We start from the raw sequence: 19,121 nt of genomic DNA, 5'->3' as shown, positions 1-19,121 counted from the left end.
TTAGCCTGCGGCGCTGGATTGTGGTTGCAGATTGGCACGGCGGTCAACGCGCGCCACGCGGGAGAGCAGATAGTCGACCTCGGCCTTCGCCTGCGGCGTGATCACAGCACCGGGCTTGCGCTGGGCGCTGGAGGAAATGATGCCGCGCTTCTGCAGCACGTATTTGCGCACGGTGAGGCCAACGCCGGGCTGCTGCTCGTAGCGGATCAGCGGCAGATGCGCGTCGAACAGATCGTGCGCGGCATCACGCTTGCCGGCCTTGGAGAGATTGACGACGTCGATCAGGAGCTCAGGGAAGGCATAGCCCGTCATCGCGCCGTCGGCGCCGCGCTCCATCTCGAAATCGAGGAACAGGCCGCCATTGCCGACCAGGATCGACAGCGGCCGCAGCGAGCCGTCCTTCTGGAAATTGCGCAGGGTCGAGATCTTCTCCAGCCCCGGCCAGTCCTCGTGCTTGAGCATCACGCAGGACGGCGAATCCATCACGATCTTGCGGATCACGGCGGGCGTGAACACGACGGTCAGCGTCAGTGGGTAGTCCTGCAGCACCCAGGGAATATCGTCGCCGATCGCTTCCTGCGCCTGCTTGAAATAGCCAATGATCTGGTCGTCGGTGCGCAGATGCGGCGGCGGCGCGATCATGACGCCGGCGGCGCCCGCATCCATCGACTTCTTCGCCAGCGAGCGCATCGTGGCATAGCCCGGCGCCGAGACGCCGACGATCACCTGCAGCTTCTTGGCGCGCTTGACGAAGCGCAGCGCGACCTGCTCGGCCTCCGCGGCATCGAGCTTCGGCGCCTCGCCCAGGATGCCCAGCACCGTGACGCCGTCGCAGCCGACCTCGGTGTAGAAATCGGTCAGCCGATCGATCGACGCCTCGTCGATGCGGCCGTCGTCGTGGAACGGGGTCGGCGCGATCGCGAAGGTTCCTGCGGCCTGGGCGGTGAGTTTGGTCATGGGTGCCTCGTCTGTTTCCGCCCTCTATACAGCCTCATTTCCGGCTGCGCCATTGCGCATCCGGAAGCCCCTCCCTACCCCCGGTCGCGGGTCATCCATTCCGGCCCGATGCCGCGCATCGCGCCGGAATGGCATCTGTCTGTCCTTACTTGAACCGCCGCGCCGACTTCTTGATCTCGTCCTCCGAGAAGAAGATTTCGTTGGCGTGGGTGACGATATCCTCAGCCTTCCACCCGGTGAATGGCGGCGTCCAGCCTTCCATTTCCATCATCCGCATCTCGCGGACGCCGCGCGGACCCGAGACGCCGAGCACCTTGCCGGTCTGGTCACCCGACAGGTCGCTGACCATGTAGAGCACGGCCGGCGCGATGCCGTCAGGTCCGAGCGCCGCACCCGGGTTCTCCTTGTAGCGCGGCAGGTCCGCGGTCATGCGGGTCAGCGCGCCCGGCGCCAGCGTCCAGATCCGGATGTTGTACTTGCGGCCCTCGATCGCCAGCACGTTGGAGAGGCCCCAGATGCCACCCTTGGCCGCGCCGTAATTGGTCTGGCCGAAATTGCCGATCAGGCCCGACGTCGACGACGTGTTGACGATGACGCCGCCCCCGTTGTCGCGCATCCATTTGAACACCGGCTGGGTGCAGCAGAAGGTGCCTTTGAGATGCACCTTCATCACTCTGTCCCAGTTGGCTTCCTTGGCCTTGTGGAAGGTCTCGTCGAGCAGGATGCCGGCGTTGTTGACCAGGATGTCGGCGCGGCCGAAATGCTTGATCGCATCGTCGAACACCGACTGGCCGCCGGCCAAGGTCGAGATATCGGCGCCGTTGGCGACCGCACGGCCGCCCTCGGCCTTGATTGCGTCGACCACCTTGTCGGCCATCGACTTGTCGGAGCCCGAGCCGTCGCGCGGGCCGCCGAGATCGTTGACCACCACGGCCGCGCCCTCGCGCGCAAACAGTTTTGCGTAGGCTTCACCGAGTCCGCCGCCGGCGCCCGTGATCAGCGCCACCTTGCCGTCGAGTAATCCCATGGTTGTTTCTCCGTTTATTGTTTCTTCTTCACCTCTCCCCGCTTGCGGGGCGAGGGAGATAACGGCTGTCGCGCGCGACTACGCCAGCACCGTCTTGCCGCTCTTGATCACGGTGACGCCGCGCGATTTCACCTTGGCCTCGAACGACACCACATTGCCGTCCTTCCACAGCTCCATGGTCACGGTCTCGCCGGGAAACACCGGCGAGGAGAACCGCGCCGCGTGCTGCTTGAAGGCTGACGGATCGTAGTCGGCATAGGTCTGCAGCACGCCGCGGCAGGTGATGCCGTAGGTGCACATGCCGTGCAGGATCGGCCGCGGGAAGCCGGCCTTTTTCGCAAACTCCGGATCTGAGTGCAGCGGATTGCGGTCGCCGCAGAGACGGTAGATCAGCGCCTGGTCGGGCCGCGTCGTGATGTCGACCACCTTGTCCGGCGCCCGTTCCGGCACCTTGTGCGGCTCGGGCTGGCCGTCCGACGGGCCGCCGAAGCCGCCGTCGCCGCGGGCGAAGCGCGAGGCCACGAGCGTTGCGAGTTTCTCGCCCTTCTCGTCCCTGAGCACGGTCTGGTGACGGATCACGGCGCCCTTGTCCTTGCCCTTGTCGAACACGTCGAGAACGGTCGAGTCGGCCGTGATGTGGGCCGCGGTCGCGAACGGCTTGTGGAAGGTGATGTCGCGCTCGCCGTCGACCACCATCACGCGGTTCAGGTTCATCTCGCCGGGGCCTGCGCCCCAGGCCGCAACCGACGCAAAGGTCGGCACCACCTTCAGTGGACGGGGCGTCAGCACGCCCTCATTGACGAAGGCGAGTTCCTTCTCGTCCATCGGATCGGCGCCGAGGCCGATACCATAGGCGTAGAGCATGACGTCGCGGTCGGCGTAGCTGTATTTCTGGCCGAGATTCTTCAGGGCCATCAGCTGTTCGTACACAATCGGCATTGTCGTTTTCTCCCCGAATTGTTCTTGCTTCAGCGCTGCCCGTTATTGCGCCCTTTCCCCTTGCGGGAGAGGGCTACACCGGCATCAAACGCAAACTCGTTTGGGAGAGGGGTTGCCACCGCAAACACATCTCTCGCGGAGAGATACCCCTCTTCCGGCAGCCTTCGGCTGCCACCTTCCCCCGCAAGGGGGAAGGTACTTCAGGCCGGCGTGAAGAATGGCAGCGGGGCGCCGTCGGTCGGCTTCCACACCACCTTGACCTTCTGGCCGATCTTCACCGTCTCCAGATCGCAATCGACGATGTTGGTCTGCAGCGACGGACCTTCCTTCAGCGTCACATAGGCGATCGCATAGGGACCGGTCGGCGACTTCCGCATCAGGCTGTAGGTGTAGACCGTGGCCTCGCCGCTCGATTCCTCCCACACCGTCTTGTCGGAGAAGCAGAACGGGCAGATCGCGCGCGGAAAGTAGTGCGCTTCGCCGCAGGTGGTGCAGCGCTTGATCATGAACTCGCCCGCCTTCGCCGCTTCCCAGAACGGCGCGCTCTCCGGATTGGTCACCGGGGCATTGTACTTCTTGGCTTCAGACATCACGCACGCTCCAGAATACAGGTTGAGGCGGCGTGGCGAACGCCGAGCAGACCGCCGGTGCCGTGGGCGATCGCGAGGTCGCAGTTCTTCACCTGCACCTTCGGATGCGCCTCGCCGCGCAACTGGCGCACAGCCTCGAGGATCTTGGTCATGCCGCCGCGATTGACCGGATGGTTGCTGCACAGGCCGCCGCCATCGGTGTTGAACGGCAGCTTGCCGACACCCGAGATCAGATTGCCGTCGGCGACGAACTTGCCGCCCTCGCCCTTCTTACAGAAGCCGAGGTCTTCGAGCTGCATCAGCACCGTGATGGTGAAGCTGTCATAGATCGAGGCGTACTTGATGTCCTTCGGCGTCACGCCCGCTTCCTCGAAGGCGCGCGGGCCGGACCACACGCCGGCGGAATAAGTCAGATCGAGATCCTTGCCGCCGCGCGGGCCTTTTGCCGCCTCGCCGTGGCCGATCAGCCGCACCAGCGGCTTCTTCAGGCTCTTCGCAATCTCCGGCGTGGTGACGATCATTGCGCCGCCGCCATCGGTGACGACGCAGCAATCCATCCGGTGCAGCGGGTCAGAGATCATCGGCGAGTTCAGCACGTCCTCGACGGTGACGACCTCCTTGAGCATCGCATGCGGATTGTATTGCGCGTGATGCGAGGCCGCGACCTTGATCCAGGCGAGCTGCTCGGAGGTGGTGCCGTAGTCGTGCATATGGCGCATGGCACACATGCCATAGGCATTGTGCGTGGTAGCCCCGTAGGCCAATTCGAAATCGGCCTCGGCACCGGACGCGCGCGGCGGCATCGGGCCGGTGCGCGGCTTGCCCGCCAGCGTGACCAGCGCGACCGAGCACTTGCCCGCGGCGATCGCCTCGGCAGCGTGGCCGAGATGGATCAGATACGAACAGCCACCGGTCTCGGTGGAGTCGATGTGGCGCAGCTTCTTGGTGTTGAGGCCGAGGTAATCGACCATCGGCCACAGCCCACCCGGCGCATCGCCGGCGCAGAAATAGCCGTCGATGTCGTCCTTGGTGAGCCCGGCATCCTCGATCGCACCCTTGGCGACCTCGGCATGAAGCTGTGCAGTTGATTTATCGGGTGCATGCCGGGTGGGATGTTCGTAGATCCCGGCAATGTAGGCCTTGCCCTTGATGGTCAAATCGCTCTCCGCTGGCGTTTTTCATCTCCAGCTTTTTTCTGAACCGACGACGCGACCTTGGCAAGCGCGGAAATATTCCGTCAGGCGAGACTGCGATGAGCGTGCACTATGCGCGCCTCAAAACCGATGTCGTCCCGGCGAAGGCCGGAACCCATAACCACAGGGTTGTGTGGTTAGAACGCGCTGTGGCCCCAGCGTCGCACAACAACGAACTTCGGTGGCTATGGGTCCCGGCCTTCGCCGGGACGACACCGAATGTGTGGCTACCTACTCCGCCGCCATCTGTCGCGGTGCGGGCGGCGGGTTGGCGAGGTCGGCGGCGAGTTGCGCGTAGCGAACCTTTGCCTCCTTGATCGCCTTCTCCTTCACCGGCCCGTAGCCGCGGATACGATCGGGCAACGACAGCAGCTCGACCGCGATGTCGTGATTGAGCGGCGACAGCAAATTGAGCACCGTCCCGACATCCTTCTCATAGCCCGCGATCAAATCGCGCTCGAGCTTGCGATCGGCGTTGTAGCCGAAGATGTCGAGCGGCGTACCGCGCAGGACGCGGAATCGCGCCAGCACCCGGAAGGCCGACATCATCCACGGCCCGAAGGCGCGCTTCTTCGGACGACCCTGCGCATCGAGCCCGCCGCCGAGGATCGGCGGCGCCAGATTGAAGTTGAACTTGAACTCGCCCTCGAACTGATCGCGCAGCTGCTTCTCGAAGCGGCCATCGGTGAACAGCCGCGCCACCTCATACTCGTCCTTGTAGGCCAGCAGCTTGGCGTAGTTGATCGCGACCGCGCGCGGCAGCGCCTCGCCGTAGCCGCCCTTGGTGGCGGCGTCGCGCACCTGGTCGACCAGCTTGCGGTAGCGCTTTGCCAAACGCGCATTCTGGTAGCCGGTCAGAAGCGTCATACGATGAGTGATGATCTCGTCGAGCGACATCGCATCCAGCGACTTGCCCGGAGCTGCGTCGCCATCCTGTCCCTTCATCATCGCGGCGAGCCGCGCCGGATCCGCGGCAGCGAGGCGCCCGAGCTGGAACGCCTGGGTGTTCATCTTGATCGAGACGCCGTTGACCTCGATCGCCTGCTGGATCGATTCCGCCGACAGCGGCAGCAGCCCGCGCTGATAGGCATAGCCCATCATCATGATGTTGGTGGCGATGCTGTCGCCGAGCAGCGCTTCGGCCGGCTTGGTGAAGTCGAAGAAGGCGGAGTCCTTGCGCAGCTCGGTCTCCAGCACGCTGTTGACCTTGCGGCTCTGGAAGTTGAAGTCGCGGTTGAGGATGAAATCCGCGGTCGGGATGATATGGCTGTTGATGATGCCGACGGTGCGGCTCGGCTCGCACAGGGTGATGGTGTCCTTCGACACCGCCACGACTTCGTCGGCCGCGAGGACGAGATCGGCGGTGCCGGTCACGATGCGCGAGCAGGTTACGTCTGCGGTGTGCTCGGAGAGCCGGACGTGGCTGAGCACCGCGCCGCCCTTCTGCGCGAGGCCGGACATGTCGAGGATCATCGAGGCCTTGCCCTCGATATGCGCGGCCATGCCGAGCAGCGCGCCGATCGTCAAGACGCCGGTGCCGCCGACGCCGCCGACCGCGATATTGTAGGGCCGGTCGAGCGCCGGCTTCGAGGCCGGCTCCGGCAAGGCGCCGATATCGCCGAGTTCAGTCGGCGCGCGACGCTTGAGCGTGCCGCCGTCGACCGTGACGAAGGACGGGCAAAAACCCTTCACGCAGGAATAGTCCTTGTTGCAGGTCGACTGGTTGATGGTGCGCTTGCGCCCCAATTCGGTCTCCAGCGGCTCGACCGAGATGCAGTTCGACTGCACCGAGCAGTCACCGCAGCCTTCGCAGACGGCGGGATTGATCAGCACGCGGCGCGCCGGATCCTCCATCAGGCCGCGTTTGCGGCGGCGGCGCTTTTCGGCGGCGCAGGTCTGCACGAATACAATCGCCGAGGTGCCCTTGGTGTCGCGACACATCTTCTGGACGTTCTCGAGCTCGTCACGATGGAACAGCTTGACGCCAGGCGCGATAGTGTCGGCCGGATAGGCGCCGGGATTTTCCGAGACCAAATAGATCTCGCGAATGCCTTCGGCGTGGAGCTGGAAGGTGATCTGCTGCGGCGACAGGTCGCCGTCATGGCGCTGGCCGCCGGTCATGGCGACGGCGTCGTTGTAGAGGATCTTGTAGGTAATGTTGGCCTTGGAGGCGATCGACTGGCGGATCGCGAGAATGCCGGAGTGGAAATAGGTGCCGTCGCCGAGATTGGCGAAGATGTGGTTCTCGTTGGTGAACGGCGCGATGCCGACCCACGGCACGCCCTCGCCGCCCATATGGGTGAAGGTTTCGGTCGAGCGGTTCATCCACAGCGCCATGAAATGGCAGCCGATGCCGCCGAGCGCGCGGCTGCCTTCCGGCACCTTGGTCGAGGTGTTGTGCGGGCAGCCCGAGCAGAAATACGGCGTGCGGCTGACCGGCGCGGTCGCCTGCATCTGGCTCGACTGGCGGCCGTTGAACCAGTCCGCCTTGGCACGCAGCATCTCGGCGATTTCAGGATTGAGATTAAGCCGAAGCAGCCGTTCGGTGAGCGAGCTCGCCAGCGAGGCGACGCTGAGCTCGGCGGCGAAGGTCAGGAAGCGCTTGTCGTGATCGTCCATCTTGCCGACGATGCGCGGACGCACGTCGTCGCGCCAGTTGAACAGCTCCTGCTTGACCTGGTTCTCGACGATCTCGCGGCGCTCCTCCACGATGAAGATCTCCTCGAGGCCGACGGCGAAGTTGCGGACGCCTTCGGGCTCCAGCGGCCAGGGCATGCCGATCTTGTAGAGGCGGATGCCGATCTTGGCGGCGATCTCGGGCGTGATGCCGAGTTCGCGCAGCGCCTGGCGGATGTCCTCGTAGCTCTTGCCCGAGGCCATGATGCCGTAGCGCGCGTTCGGCGAATCCATCGTGATGCGATTGACCCTGTTGGCGCGGGCAAAGGCGATCGCGGCAAAGCCCTTGTAGTCCTGCAGCCGGCGGTCCTGCTCGAAGCGGTCGTCGGGCCAGCGGATGTTCAATCCGCCCGGCGGCAGCTCGAAATCGGTCGGGATGATGAACGGCGTCATCTCGTCGGTGAGGTCGATCTCGGCCGTGGTCTCGACCGTCTCCGTGATCACCTTCATGCCGACCCAGCAGCCCGAGTAGCGCGACATCGCGATACCCAGCAGGCCCATCTCGATCATTTCATGGATGCTGGAGGGATAGAGGTAGGGCATCAGCGCGGAGATGAAGGCGTGGTCGGACTGATGCGGGACGGTGGAGGACTTTGCGCCGTGGTCGTCGCCGGCAAGGCAGAGCACGCCGCCATGCTTGGCGGAGCCCGCCGCATTGCCGTGGCGGAACACATCGCCGCAGCGGTCGACGCCGGGGCCCTTGCCGTACCAGATGCCGACCGCGCCATCATACTTGGCGCCGGCGGACAGCCCGAGCTGCTGCGAGCCCCAGATCGCGGTGGCCGCAAGATCCTCGTTCACGCCGGGCTGGAATTTGATGTTGTACTGCTCGAGATGCTTGCGGGCGGCGAACAGCTGCTGGTCGTAGCCGCCAAGGGGGGAACCGCGATAGCCGGAGATGAAGCCCGCCGTGTTGAGGCCTGCGGCGCGGTCGCGTCTGATCTGCGCCATCGGCAGGCGGACCAGCGCCTGGATGCCGGTCATGAAGACGTGGCCGGTGCCCTGGGTGTATTTCTGGTCGAGGCTGATAGGCCCTTGGTTGATTCCCATTTAGCCCTCTTTGCGCTGGTCGCGACGGCTGCTTTTTAGCTAGTCATCCGAGCTTGTTAGAACCAGTCTATGTCGGATTTTCCGGCCTGCGCGACACAATTCTGGGCGACCAGGCCGGTTGCTCAAAAATCGCAATTTCGTGCCGGGAATATCGGAGCGCCGTTTCGGTTTCTGTCGCAAGACGGGCCTGCGGCGAAATGGCGTGACGCGTCCTGTGGACCGGAAGGTGCGGAAGGTGAATGGATGCGGCGACGACCTCGAACGGCCGGTGCGATTCTGGTCACAGCGCTGTTGTGCAGTGCGTTCGCGGCCAGCGAATGCGCCGCTGCGACGACCGACGACATCGTCGCCCGCGGCAAGGCACTCACGATCGCCGGCGACTGCGCGAGCTGCCACACCGCCGACCCGGCAAAACCCTTCGCCGGGGGCAAGCGGATCGACACGCCGTTCGGTGCGGTGTTTTCGCCGAACCTGACGCCCGACCGCGATACCGGCATCGGCGGCTGGAGCGACGACGATTTCCTCCGCGCGCTGCGGAGCGGCGTCTCGCCGAACGGGAAGCATTATTACCCCGCCTTCCCCTACCCTTACTTCACGAAGCTGATCCGCGACGACATCCTGGCGATCCGCGCCTACCTCGCGACGCTTGCGCCGGTCAGCAACAGGGCGCCGCCGCCGCAGCTGCGCTGGCCGCTATGCTACCGCGTGCTGATGCGGGGCTGGAATGCGCTGTTCTTCACGCCGGGCATCATCCAGCCGGACCAGAGCAAGGGTGCCGAATGGAATCGCGGCCGCTATCTGGTCGAGGCCCTCGCCTATTGCGGCGCCTGCCATACGCCGAAGAACGCATTCGGCGCCGACAAGCGCGACCAGGCGCTCAATGGCAGCATGGTCCAGGGCATGTTCGCGCCACGGCTCGACGGCGCCGCGCGCAGCGGGCTGAAGTCCTGGAGCGCGGACGACATCGCCGAATATCTGCAGAGCGGCCGCAACGGGCACAGCCATGCCGGCCCCCTGATGTCCGAGGTGGTGGTCAACTCGACCTCGAAGATGAGTGACGCCGATGTGCGCGCGATCGCAGTCTATCTGAAGAGCCTGCCCCGCGGCACGCCGGAGCCTGCGGTCACGCCGCCTTCGCCGGCTCAGATGAGCAACGGCGAGCGTATCTATCGCGGCGCCTGCGTCGCCTGCCATGAGCTCGACGGCTCCGGAGCGCCGCGAATCTATCCGCCGCTGCCCGACAACGCCAATCTGCAATCGGCCAACCCGGCGAGCACGCTGCGCATCATCCTCGACGGCGCACAGACCATCACCACGCCGCGCGCGCCGAACGCAGGCTCGATGCCGGCCTATCCAAAACTCACCGACCAGGAGGTCGCCGACGTCGCGACCTATATCCGCAATTCCTGGGGCAATGCGGCACCGGCCGTGACGGCCGATGAGGTCGCCAAAGCGCGCGCAGCAAAGTGAAGGCGCGGACAGCGAGATGAAGGCGCGCAGGGCGAAATCGCCGCTCACCGCTCCTCGCCGCTGAACACGAATTTCGGCATTTCCCATTTGTAGCGGATCGCGAGCAACCGGAAGCTCAGGCCGAGCGCGAAGGTCAGCAAGGTCCAGGCCGGCGGGTTGAGGTTCAGTCCGAACGCGGTGGCGTAGAACAGCCCCGTCACCACGGAGACGCTGGCGTAGAGTTCGCTGCGAAACAGCAGCGGCACTTCGTTGCAGAGGATGTCGCGCAGCACGCCGCCGGCGCAGCCGGTGATCATGCCGGCAACGATGACGATCGGCAGCGAGGCATCGACCTGCCAGGCCACGTCGCAGCCGGCCATGGTGAACACCACGAGCCCGATCGCGTCGAGCACCAGGAATGCGAGGTTCAGCCGGTGCACCAGCCGCGCCAGCAGGATGGTGGCGAAGGCGCCGGCCGCCGCGATTGCGAGGTAGATCGGGTGTTTGACCCAGAGCAACGGATAATGCCCGAGCAGCACGTCGCGGATGGTGCCGCCGCCGAGTGCGGTGATCGCCCCGAGCATGCAGACGCCGGCCCAATCCATGCTGCGCCTACCCGCCGCCAGCGCCGCCGTCATCGACTGCGCGGCAACGGCGATGAACGAGAGCATCTGCAGTACCGAATCGGTCGGCGGCATGGTCCACATTTGAAAACGCCTCATGGAACAGGTTCGGAACCCAGGGGAATCGGCAGTTCCTGCATGAACGGGTTGCAACATTGGCGCGGAACATCCTCACGCGCCAGCCATTGTCCCCTGCGTTTAGCTTTGGGGTGCTAACGGAGGAACTTAGCAATGGCTTACAACCCTGACGATCCGTATCGCGCCAACCTGACCGATGACGAAATCCGCCGTCAGGCGCGCTTCAACAGCCTGGACAACGAGCTGCAGCCGGATCCGGAACTGCAGGAGGGACCGGCCAGCGGCACCAAGATCGCGATGTTCGCAGTTGCGGTGGCCGTGGTGCTCGGCGCGCTGTTCTACGGCTTGAACAATACGTCGGTGCACGAGGCGGGCACCGCGCCGTCGACGCAGACCGCGCAGCAGGCGCAACCGGTCAATCCGGCCGCGCCGCCTCCCGGCATGCGCGACGTGACGCCGAAGCCGAACAGCCAGCCCGGCATGACCACCGGCGCGGCGCCGGCCCAGCCGGCGTCCCCGTCGGCGACCAAGCCGACCGGACAAGAGATCGACCGCTCGGCGGCACCGACCGACTCGACGGGCGACAAGAAGTAACTCGCTCGCTTAGCGTGAGCGGAGAGGCGGCGGGCCCAGATGGCCCGCCGCCTTTTTGCGTGCGATCTACTTGAACATCTTGTTGAGTTCGCCGCCGGGATATCCATTGGCGAACTCGGTGAAGGTGCCCCTCTCGGCCATCTCCGTCGCCGCCTTCATGACGCCGCTCCAGGCCATCCGCGCCAGCGCCCCACCGACGCTGATCCGGCGTACGCCGAGGTCGGCAACCGCCTGCAGCGTCAGATCGGACGCACCGCCGATCAGCAGATTGACCGGCTTCGGCGCCACCGCCTTCACAACCGCGGTGATTTCCTCTGTGGTCGAGATGCCCGGCGCATACAAGACGTCGGCCCCGGCGTCCGAATAGGCCTGCAGCCGCTCGATCACCAGGTTGAGATCCTTCTTGCCCCACAGGAACGCCTCGCAGCGGCCGGTGAGCAGCACGCCGCTGTTGTCGGCATCGATCGCCCTGCGCGCCGCCCTGATGCGCTCGACCGCGAGCTTGTGCTCGTACAACACGTTGGCCGTATCGCCGGTGGAGTCCTCGATCGAGAGCCCGGCGACGCCGGTCTTGACGCCGCGCGCGACGTTGACTGCGACTTTCTCAGGCTCGACGGCAAAGCCGCCCTCGAAATCCGCATTCACCGGAATATCGACCGCCGCGCAGATCGCGGTCAGGTGGTCGCAGACGTCGTCGACCGTGACGCGGTTGTCGGCCTTGCCGATGGTCCAGGCAAATCCCGCGCTGGTCGAGGCCAGCGCCTTGAAGCCGAGATGTTGCAAGGCGCGGGCGCTGCCGACATCGAACGGGTTCGGGATGATGAAGCACCCGCTCTCATGCAGCTTCTTGAAGGCGGCTCGTTTGTCAGCAGTTGGCAGTGGCATAGGTCGCTCCCTGGTGTCGTTGGCCGCGCACAGATAGGCACGTCCGGATCGCGCTGCTAGTGCGGCTCATGCACCGCGCGGCTGTCTTTCGGTGCCTGATCGCGTTCGTTCAGTCCGTAGTCGCGGATCACGCTGGCAACGCGCAGCCGATAGTCGTCAAAAATCCGCGCGCGGCCCTTGGCCTGGGTGCGGCGATGCTCGATGGTATTGCGCCAGGCTTGCACCGCGGCCTCGTCGCGGAAGAATGACAGCGACACGAACTTGCCCTGCTCGGTGATGCTCTCGAACCGCTCGACCGAGATGAAGCCGTCAATCTCCTGCAGGATCGGCTTCAGCTCGGCGGCAAGGTCGAAATATTGCTGCCGGTACTCCGGCTTCGGCCAGACTTCGAAGATCACGGCGATCATGGGCGCCTCCGCATTTCTGATGTGGAGCGACTATAGCTCGACCTTGCGCAGAAATGTCCGCTCTTCGGCGAGGATGAAGCGGTTTTCTTCCGCGAAGTGGAAGTTCGCCATACCCTCTTTGTCCTGGCGCAGCCGCGCGCGATAGGCCTCATAGGCGGCCAGGCTTTCAAACGAGATCAGCGCGAAGCCGATGTTGTTGGTGCCCTCGTGCGGCATCCAGTAGCCGAGCAGATCGCCGCCGCAGCGCGGGATGATCGAGAGCCAGTTCCTCGAATACTCCTCGAACATCGCGCGCTTGAACGGATCGAGCTGGTAGCGGATGAAGACGGTGACGGTCATTGATGGCCTCCGATGAATGTATTCCGTCATTGCGGGCGTCAGCGAAGCAATCCACGCCTCGGCAAGTGGCACGATGGATTGCGTCGCTTCGCTCGCAATGACTGCAAGGTGGACACTACCCGCTTGCCCGGCCACGATGCTTCGGCTATCATCGAACTATGAAAGCAGGACCCGACATCTCCCGGATCGCCGCTTTGGTCGGTGATCCCGCACGCTGCAACATGCTGACCGCGCTGATGACCGGCCGCGCGCTGACTGCGAGCGAGCTGGCGCAGGAGGCCGGCATCACGCCGCAGACGGCGAGCTCGCATCTCGCCAAGCTCGAGGCGGGCGGGCTGATCGAGCCCGAGAAGCAGGGCCGTCACCGCTACTATCGCCTCTCTGACCCCGACGTCGCCGACGTGCTCGAAGGCCTGCAGGGCATTGCCGCCCGCGCCGGCCACATGCGCGTGCGTACCGGACCGAAGGATCCGGCGCTGCGCCATGCCCGCATCTGCTACGACCATCTCGCCGGCGATCTCGGCGTGCAGATGCTCGACAGCATGAGACGGCAGAAGCTGGTGCGCCAGAGCAAGCAGGCGATCGAGCTCACCGGCGAAGGCAAGCGCTTCATGGCCGAGGAGTTGCAGATCGACGCCGACGCGCTGACGCATCCGCGCCGTCCGGTGTGCAAGGCCTGTCTCGACTGGAGCGAGCGGCGGCACCATCTCGCCGGCACGCTCGGCGCTGCCATGATGGACTGCTTCACGGAATTGAAATGGGCCGCGCGCGACGCGACGCCGGGCAGCCGTGTGGTCAATTTCTCGCGAACCGGCGAGAAGCGGTTCGCAGCGCTGTTCGGCGCGGGCGAGTAAGATCGCGCGCTCAAGTCAACTTCGGCTCGGTCATTCGCGAAGCCTTGGATCTCGCTTATCTCGCACTCCCACACATCTCGGGCGCTCATCACCGTGCGCTTCGTCCTGCTCGCGCCCGCGAAATATTTTGAAATGATATTGAGCTTGCTTGCGGCGCACTGACGCAGGTGTGACCTGCAACATTCATGTCGCATTCAGCCCGCACCATTATGGTCGACGACATCGGGTACGGCTTCTGCAATGATCCGGCCGGGCGAATCGGTAATCTCAAGTTTGTTGCGGTGCCGCAGCGCGGCCCACTAAAAAGGAGAAGTCATGAAGTATCTTTTTGCAGCAGCAGTTTTGCTGACGACCGCTTTCGCCGGCATCAGCGCTGCTGATGCTGCCGGTGGCTGCGGCCCTGGCTGGCACCGCGGCCCGTATGGTGGCTGCGTCAGAAATCGTGGTGCCGTTGTCGTCGCGCCGGGCGCCGTCGTCGTCGAGCGTCCCGTCGTCGTCGCACCCGGCCCGGTCGTGGTGGCGCCGCGCGTCCGCGCCTGCCCCTATGGATTCATGTGGCGCTACGGCCGTTGCCGCCCGATCTGATCGCTGCGCATTGCGAACAAACAAAACCCCGCGACGCGCGGGGTTTTTCTTTTTCGACGTGGAGCCGATATCACCAGCGGCGCCAGTGATGATGATGCCAATGATGATGGCGCCAGCCCCAATGCCTGTGGTGCCAATGCCTGTGGTGCCAGCCCCAATGGCGGTGGTGCCAGTGCCGATGATGCCAGCCCCAGTGGCGGTGATGCCAGTGCACCTGTTCGGGCTTCAGGCGACCAACCTCGTCGCCCGTGGTGACAGCCGGATGCGGATCGCGATCGGCGGGCGAGTGTGCCTCGCGGCTGAGGGGAAGCGGAGCGAGCGGCGCTGCCTGGACGGTTGCCGTGAAGGTGGCCGCACAGGTAGCGACGGCAAAGGCCATCTTGAGAAGATTCCGGCGTTCCATGAGCGTTTCCCTTTGTTGCTGAGTGGGATCAACTGCGCAGCAAGTTTTTTCCCCGTGACCTGAATGCTCGCTGAACCGCTCATTCATGTTTTCATGGAACTCGGCGCTTTGCGCAGCGCAACGTTGTGACGTCACGCAACCATCGCGCCACGACGGCCTCCTTCGCGCGCATGGGTCATGTTCGCTCCGACCGTTTCATGAACTGCCGAACGGGACTAGCATGGCGCATCATAAGAACATCTCCGGGAGGCCGCCGTGAAGTCAGGACAACCGGTCAAGGATGCCAGCCACCTCTATGAGGTCGAGCGCCGCGCCCAGCACGCCGCCCGCCCCGGCTTCCGCATCATGGAGCTACAACTCTCACCGACCCAGAAAGTGCCGTGGCACACCCACAGCAACATCTCCGACACGTTCTATGTGCTTGAGGGCCGGATGCGGCTGTTCCTGCAGGAGCCGAAGGAGGAAGTGAACCTGAAGCCAGGCGAAGTCTACGCGGTTCGCCCGACCCGCCCTCACCTCGTCACCAACGCCGGCACGACGTCGCTGACCTTCCTGATCCTGCAAGGCGTCGGCGAATACGACTACGTGCCGCTGGCGTCCAAGTAAGGAGCGCGACAATCCCTCCGCCGTCGTCCCTGCGAAAGCAGGGACCCATAACCACAGGATTGGGTTGTCGAAGCGTGCTGTGGCCACAGCGTTGTCAGGCAACTTGTCATTTGTGGTTATGGGTCCCCGGTCGCGCTTACGCTTGCCCGCGACGACGCGCGGTGAGATTCCGATTCACATCTCAAACAGCGATGACGATGAGCGTCTGCATTCTCGCGGCGCAAATCGCCCGAGCTTTGCGTTTGGTTTCGCCACTCTGGAAATAGAGGGCGCAGGGAAAGCCGGGTGCCGATCGCACCCATGGGCCCCGTGCAAATGGGTAGAAAGCACGGGGGTAGGACCACAGGTGTAACCGGAGCAATCCGGCTTTCCCTGCGCGATGGCTTACGGCTTACTTCGTGCTCTCCCCGGCGAGACTGGGCTTGGTTGTCACCGTCTTCACAACGCGCATCGCGCAATGCGAAAAGACACCGGCCGCTAGGGCGTCAGGACCACACGACTTCACCGTCCGCTTCATGCGCATTCGTCGACTGCGCATTCGGCGTCCACCGCATCCCACGCCGCGTTCGTGACGATCGCGGAGCGCCCCTCGATCGGGTGAGACGGACGCATTAAACAGCTGAGTTGGGTCCGGCGTCAAGTTAAATTCTGAAAATCGGAACCAATTTAATTGTCGGCTCGTAGGATGGAGTTGCTGCGCTCATTCGGGCTACAAATGTTGCCTCACATCAGCTTCAGCGGCGCCTCGTGAACGAGCCGCAAGTCGATATTGCCGATCAGCCGCGCGCGGCGTGCCTCGGCGGTGCTGATGGCGGCCTCGGTCTGCCGCAAGGTGCTGACATTCGATCCGAGCGACACGATGCCGCCGAGCACCAGAGCGATCGATCCGAGCGCCGCGGTCTCTCCGGAGCCCAGCAGGCCAAGCAGCGTGACGAGCAGCAGCCCGAACCCGCCGGCAATCGCCACCTTCGAGCCGAGAATGATCCTGCGCGATCGTTCGGCGCTCTCGGCAAGCTCCTCGATCTGCGCCTCGATCTCGGAAATCTCGTCGATCGGCTCGTCTTTGGTCATCGGATCACTGCTTAGGTAGCCGTCCCAAAACCGCGCTGAGGCCTAAAGCTCATGGAATATTCTCTGAGCCCGTTCGCAATCTTCACGTGTCCGGAAGTAAAATCGCGCAACTCTCGTGACCGGCGTTTTGAGAAGCGAACTGACGCTCCCTAAAGACTCGTGCTCACCGTTTATCTTGATGAGAATGTTCTTGAGGAAACTCTCATCTGTAACCGCGTGTTGTTTGTAGTTGCGATGAGCGAGCTTATCCTCCACAAAATAGATACTGTCGTTATGCAGCGCATCGCGAAATCGCAATAACTTGTTCCGCCCGATGTTTCCAGTCGCGGTACCGGGCAATTCGAAGCACTTATAGGTGTCACGATTCAGGAATCTTCGAGCAAGCTCCGACGCTAACCCCAAATCGACCTCAGCTACTACGTGAGCAATCGCGAGAACCGAGCCATCGTCAAGCCGGGCATAACGATCTAAACTTTGGTCCTCTTTGAAAAATTTGACCAATGGTAGCGACCGCAACTCGGCCCGTTCCGAGTGCTGATTAATCACTTCGACGAGCATGTCGCGAACGAGGTGCTGAACGCCTCGAGTGGTCTTGTGAAAGTAAACTGAGTTATACATCTTGATATAGGCAAGAACGAACTCTTCAGCGACAGCCTGCCCCTTTGCCGAAAAAACAAATGAATATTCAAAAGCCCCATCGTCATCGATAGCCACCTTCTCAATGTTAAGACTATCAAACAACCAGGCTAGATCGATGTTTGCCGCTCGGATTCCTGTGTGGTGACGGTCACGGACCAAAAAATCTAGGCGATCGCAATCAAGCTGGCTTGAAATAATCGAGTTAAAAACGGCTTGCCCTGGCTCCTCGGTGAAAAAGCGACGAGTTTCAGCGAAGATGCCTCCCCTCTCGAGCAAGGGCCGAATTTGTTCAGAGTCGATGAATTCTAGAGTATAGGCTTCGTGCTTCTTCTCAATGCCAAGTGTCTCGCACACTTCTTCGAATACGTGCGAATATGGACCGTGCCCGACATCGTGGAGCAGCGCTGCCGCCAAAGTAGCGGATCGCTGAATTTCAAAGTCTGGCACCTCGCCAAACGCATTGTTCTTTTGAAGAACATCCAACATTCGCCGAGCCATTTGCATGGCGCCGAGGACGTGAGACAAACGAGTGTGAGTTGCTCCAGGATAGACGAACTCGGAGAATCCGAGCTGCTTCACGCGTCTCAGCCGCTGAATAGCGGGGGTCTGCAAAAGACCCCACAAGACAACGTCCTCGGAGCGCTGTCTCTTAAAGCTGATTAGATCATGAACGGGGCATCTAATTCGCTCTTCCGCCTTCATCCAACCCTACCTTGGAAAGCGCGTCTTGCGCGCGCTTGACTATGCCCGGCTGCGCCTTACTGGGCTTGAGCTTCTTCGTAGCCTCGATTGCTCTGGCGGAATCTAGGCTTTCGGCAGACATGAAGTAGAAAATTGTCGAGGCAATCTCGAGCTCAATCGTCGTAAATTCGTCGAGCAGCTTGATCGCAGAAGCAACCTCACTTGGAAGATGCTCAGGGACATTGCTCGGATCATTCAAACGATAGAGCTTGGAATATATCCGGCTCCGCCCAAGCTGAATCTCCTCTTCTTCGATGTCTCCGAGGAAGGCAAGCAAATCCGTTGCGCTAGCAATGTCCGCGCTGAACGGCCCAAAGTCATGCAAAAAAAATCTTACATTTGCATCAGCTCCTTTTTGCAACGCAAAATAGGACATCTTTTGGAGCCGCTTTCTCCCTTGGATTTTTTTGCCCGGAACGGCATCCAGCACAGCAAGAATTAGAGTCTCGGCGTCCATGGCGTCTCCTCGCGAAAGCTAACTATCCGCCTCAGCGCGATTCGTGAATTTAGAACAAAACATGAACACTGTAAATATCCCGTTAATTCACAATCGAATACCCCTCACAACGGCAAATTGTCGTGCTTCTTCGCCGGAATCTCCACCTTCTTGTCCTTCAACATCGCCAGCGCGCGCGCAATCCGACGCCGTGTCGAATGCGGCATGATGACGTCGTCGATGTAGCCGCGTTCGGCGGCGATGAAAGGCGACAGGAAGCGGTCTTCGTATTCCTTGGTGCGCGCCGCGATCTTGTCGGGGTCGCCGATGTCGCTGCGGAAGATGATCTCCACCGCGCCCTTGGCGCCCATCACGGCGATCTGGGCGGTCGGCCAGGCGTAGTTCATGTCGGCGCCGATCTCCTTCGAGGCCATGACGTCGAACGCGCCGCCATAGGCCTTGCGGGTGATGATGGTGACGAGCGGCACTGTGCACTGCGAATAGGCGAACAAGAGCTTGGCACCGTGCTTGATCAGCCCGCCATATTCTTGGCTCGTGCCCGGCAGGAAGCCCGGCACGTCGACGAAGGTCACGATCGGGATGTTGAAGGCATCACAAAAACGGACGAAGCGCGCGGCCTTGCGCGAGGCATCGCTGTCCAGCACGCCCGCCAGCACCATCGGCTGGTTGGCGACGAAGCCCACCGTGCGGCCGGCGATGCGACCGAAGCCGGTGACGATGTTCTTGGCGAAGGTCTCCGATATCTCGAAGAAGTCGCCCTCGTCGACCACCTTGAGGATCAGCTCCTTCATGTCGTAGGGCTTGTTCGGATTGTCGGGGATCAGCGTGTCCAAGGACATGTCGACCCGGCCGATATCGTCGAAGCTCGGCCATTCCGGCACGCCGTCGCTGTTGTTCGACGGCAGGAAGTCGATCAGGCGGCGCATCTGCAACAGCGCGTCGACGTCGTTCTCGAACG

Annotated in this window: 20 protein-coding genes; 5 read left to right on the top strand and 15 right to left on the bottom strand. The window is 62.9% G+C overall.

From position 1 onward, the window contains the following. The 6 genes from H8A92_RS13945 to H8A92_RS13920 form a co-directional block, all read right to left on the bottom strand. A complete protein-coding gene (locus H8A92_RS13945) occupies positions 1–957 on the bottom strand; it encodes a dihydrodipicolinate synthase family protein (protein ID WP_229196355.1) in 957 nt (318 codons plus the stop codon). A 145-nt stretch (positions 958–1,102) separates the two neighbouring features. Further along, positions 1,103–1,984 (bottom strand): SDR family oxidoreductase, encoded by an 882-nt coding sequence (locus H8A92_RS13940; protein WP_229186831.1) that lies wholly within the window; start codon positions 1,982–1,984, stop codon positions 1,103–1,105. A 78-nt stretch (positions 1,985–2,062) separates the two neighbouring features. Then, on the bottom strand, positions 2,063–2,923 hold the full coding sequence (locus H8A92_RS13935; RefSeq protein WP_229196354.1) for a MaoC family dehydratase: 861 nt from the start codon (positions 2,921–2,923) through the stop codon (positions 2,063–2,065). Positions 2,924–3,123: 200 nt separating this feature from the next. Further along, positions 3,124–3,513: a Zn-ribbon domain-containing OB-fold protein gene (locus tag H8A92_RS13930; protein WP_229196353.1), complete on the bottom strand. Its 390-nt coding sequence runs from the start codon at positions 3,511–3,513 to the stop codon at positions 3,124–3,126. Next, positions 3,513–4,670: a thiolase domain-containing protein gene (locus H8A92_RS13925; RefSeq protein WP_163153354.1), complete on the bottom strand. Its 1,158-nt coding sequence runs from the start codon at positions 4,668–4,670 to the stop codon at positions 3,513–3,515. Before H8A92_RS13925 ends, H8A92_RS13930 begins: the two co-directional genes overlap by 1 nt. Positions 4,671–4,937: 267 nt before the next feature. Further along, on the bottom strand, positions 4,938–8,432 hold the full coding sequence (locus H8A92_RS13920; RefSeq protein ID WP_229196352.1) for an indolepyruvate ferredoxin oxidoreductase family protein: 3,495 nt from the start codon (positions 8,430–8,432) through the stop codon (positions 4,938–4,940). A 243-nt stretch (positions 8,433–8,675) separates the two neighbouring features. Between H8A92_RS13920 and H8A92_RS13915 the strand changes: the two genes are divergently transcribed. Continuing rightward, positions 8,676–9,902: a cytochrome c gene (locus H8A92_RS13915; protein WP_229196351.1), complete on the top strand. Its 1,227-nt coding sequence runs from the start codon at positions 8,676–8,678 to the stop codon at positions 9,900–9,902. Positions 9,903–9,946: 44 nt separating this feature from the next. On the opposite strand, the gene H8A92_RS13910 is transcribed toward H8A92_RS13915, so the two are convergent. Next, the gene (locus H8A92_RS13910) at positions 9,947–10,588 is read right to left on the bottom strand and encodes a trimeric intracellular cation channel family protein (protein ID WP_229196350.1); all 642 of its coding nucleotides are present in this window, start codon (positions 10,586–10,588) and stop codon (positions 9,947–9,949) included. 147 nt (positions 10,589–10,735) lie between these two features. Between H8A92_RS13910 and H8A92_RS13905 the strand changes: the two genes are divergently transcribed. Beyond that, positions 10,736–11,176 carry a hypothetical protein gene (locus H8A92_RS13905; RefSeq protein WP_229196349.1) on the top strand — a complete coding sequence of 147 codons (441 nt, stop codon included), beginning with the start codon at positions 10,736–10,738 and terminating at the stop codon, positions 11,174–11,176. A gap of 66 nt (positions 11,177–11,242) precedes the next feature. On the opposite strand, the gene H8A92_RS13900 is transcribed toward H8A92_RS13905, so the two are convergent. The 3 genes from H8A92_RS13900 to H8A92_RS13890 are packed head-to-tail and all read right to left on the bottom strand — an operon-like array spanning position 11,243 to position 12,807. Next, positions 11,243–12,061 (bottom strand): isocitrate lyase/PEP mutase family protein, encoded by an 819-nt coding sequence (locus H8A92_RS13900; protein ID WP_229196348.1) that lies wholly within the window; start codon positions 12,059–12,061, stop codon positions 11,243–11,245. Positions 12,062–12,117: 56 nt separating this feature from the next. Continuing rightward, a complete protein-coding gene (locus H8A92_RS13895) occupies positions 12,118–12,468 on the bottom strand; it encodes an antibiotic biosynthesis monooxygenase family protein (RefSeq protein ID WP_229196347.1) in 351 nt (116 codons plus the stop codon). A 30-nt stretch (positions 12,469–12,498) separates the two neighbouring features. Beyond that, positions 12,499–12,807 (bottom strand): NIPSNAP family protein, encoded by a 309-nt coding sequence (locus tag H8A92_RS13890; protein WP_229196346.1) that lies wholly within the window; start codon positions 12,805–12,807, stop codon positions 12,499–12,501. 158 nt (positions 12,808–12,965) lie between these two features. On the opposite strand from H8A92_RS13890, the gene H8A92_RS13885 reads away from it, so the two are divergent. Beyond that, positions 12,966–13,661, top strand: coding sequence for an ArsR/SmtB family transcription factor (locus H8A92_RS13885; RefSeq protein ID WP_229196345.1), 696 nt, complete (start codon positions 12,966–12,968; stop codon positions 13,659–13,661). A 315-nt stretch (positions 13,662–13,976) separates the two neighbouring features. Beyond that, the gene (locus tag H8A92_RS13880) at positions 13,977–14,246 is read left to right on the top strand and encodes a GCG_CRPN prefix-to-repeats domain-containing protein (protein WP_229196344.1); all 270 of its coding nucleotides are present in this window, start codon (positions 13,977–13,979) and stop codon (positions 14,244–14,246) included. Positions 14,247–14,316: 70 nt separating this feature from the next. On the opposite strand, the gene H8A92_RS13875 is transcribed toward H8A92_RS13880, so the two are convergent. Next, entirely contained in the window at positions 14,317–14,649 is a 333-nt protein-coding gene (locus tag H8A92_RS13875; RefSeq protein WP_229196343.1) for a twin-arginine translocation signal domain-containing protein, read from the bottom strand. Between the two features lie 255 nt (positions 14,650–14,904). On the opposite strand from H8A92_RS13875, the gene H8A92_RS13870 reads away from it, so the two are divergent. Beyond that, positions 14,905–15,255 (top strand): cupin domain-containing protein, encoded by a 351-nt coding sequence (locus H8A92_RS13870; protein WP_229196342.1) that lies wholly within the window; start codon positions 14,905–14,907, stop codon positions 15,253–15,255. Between the two features lie 723 nt (positions 15,256–15,978). On the opposite strand, the gene H8A92_RS13865 is transcribed toward H8A92_RS13870, so the two are convergent. The 4 genes from H8A92_RS13865 to H8A92_RS13850 all read right to left on the bottom strand — a co-directional run. Continuing rightward, positions 15,979–16,326, bottom strand: coding sequence for a hypothetical protein (locus H8A92_RS13865; protein ID WP_229196341.1), 348 nt, complete (start codon positions 16,324–16,326; stop codon positions 15,979–15,981). 42 nt (positions 16,327–16,368) lie between these two features. Continuing rightward, positions 16,369–17,544, bottom strand: coding sequence for an HD domain-containing protein (locus H8A92_RS13860; RefSeq protein WP_229196340.1), 1,176 nt, complete (start codon positions 17,542–17,544; stop codon positions 16,369–16,371). Positions 17,545–17,644: 100 nt separating this feature from the next. Next, positions 17,645–18,163, bottom strand: coding sequence for a hypothetical protein (locus H8A92_RS13855; protein WP_229196339.1), 519 nt, complete (start codon positions 18,161–18,163; stop codon positions 17,645–17,647). Between the two features lie 104 nt (positions 18,164–18,267). Further along, on the bottom strand, positions 18,268–19,121 hold an 854-nt coding region (locus tag H8A92_RS13850), incomplete at its 5' end, for an acyl-CoA carboxylase subunit beta (protein ID WP_274613365.1).

Origin of the sequence: Bradyrhizobium acaciae, from assembly GCF_020889785.1 — a bacterium.
In the GTDB taxonomy this organism is placed as follows: Bacteria; Pseudomonadota; Alphaproteobacteria; order Rhizobiales; family Xanthobacteraceae; genus Bradyrhizobium; species Bradyrhizobium acaciae.
Note: the sequence above shows the minus strand (reverse complement) of the source record. Positions and strands in the feature narration are given on the sequence as shown.

Bases quoted from the DNA above. Each gene is read 5' to 3' on its own strand.
- H8A92_RS13855 (WP_229196339.1), bottom strand. From the start codon at position 18,163: ATGGACGCCGAGACTCTAATTCTTGCTGTGCTGGATGCCGTTCCGGGC.
- H8A92_RS13930 (WP_229196353.1), bottom strand. From the start codon at position 3,513: ATGTCTGAAGCCAAGAAGTACAATGCCCCGGTGACCAATCCGGAGAGC.
- H8A92_RS13880 (WP_229196344.1), top strand. From the start codon at position 13,977: ATGAAGTATCTTTTTGCAGCAGCAGTTTTGCTGACGACCGCTTTCGCC.
- H8A92_RS13875 (WP_229196343.1), bottom strand. From the start codon at position 14,649: ATGGAACGCCGGAATCTTCTCAAGATGGCCTTTGCCGTCGCTACCTGT.
- H8A92_RS13945 (WP_229196355.1), bottom strand. From the start codon at position 957: ATGACCAAACTCACCGCCCAGGCCGCAGGAACCTTCGCGATCGCGCCG.
- H8A92_RS13900 (WP_229196348.1), bottom strand. From the start codon at position 12,061: ATGCCACTGCCAACTGCTGACAAACGAGCCGCCTTCAAGAAGCTGCAT.
- H8A92_RS13915 (WP_229196351.1), top strand. From the start codon at position 8,676: ATGCGGCGACGACCTCGAACGGCCGGTGCGATTCTGGTCACAGCGCTG.
- H8A92_RS13885 (WP_229196345.1), top strand. From the start codon at position 12,966: ATGAAAGCAGGACCCGACATCTCCCGGATCGCCGCTTTGGTCGGTGAT.
- H8A92_RS13935 (WP_229196354.1), bottom strand. From the start codon at position 2,923: ATGCCGATTGTGTACGAACAGCTGATGGCCCTGAAGAATCTCGGCCAG.
- H8A92_RS13895 (WP_229196347.1), bottom strand. From the start codon at position 12,468: ATGATCGCCGTGATCTTCGAAGTCTGGCCGAAGCCGGAGTACCGGCAG.
- H8A92_RS13940 (WP_229186831.1), bottom strand. From the start codon at position 1,984: ATGGGATTACTCGACGGCAAGGTGGCGCTGATCACGGGCGCCGGCGGC.
- H8A92_RS13905 (WP_229196349.1), top strand. From the start codon at position 10,736: ATGGCTTACAACCCTGACGATCCGTATCGCGCCAACCTGACCGATGAC.
- H8A92_RS13865 (WP_229196341.1), bottom strand. From the start codon at position 16,326: ATGACCAAAGACGAGCCGATCGACGAGATTTCCGAGATCGAGGCGCAG.
- H8A92_RS13890 (WP_229196346.1), bottom strand. From the start codon at position 12,807: ATGACCGTCACCGTCTTCATCCGCTACCAGCTCGATCCGTTCAAGCGC.
- H8A92_RS13920 (WP_229196352.1), bottom strand. From the start codon at position 8,432: ATGGGAATCAACCAAGGGCCTATCAGCCTCGACCAGAAATACACCCAG.
- H8A92_RS13910 (WP_229196350.1), bottom strand. From the start codon at position 10,588: ATGTGGACCATGCCGCCGACCGATTCGGTACTGCAGATGCTCTCGTTC.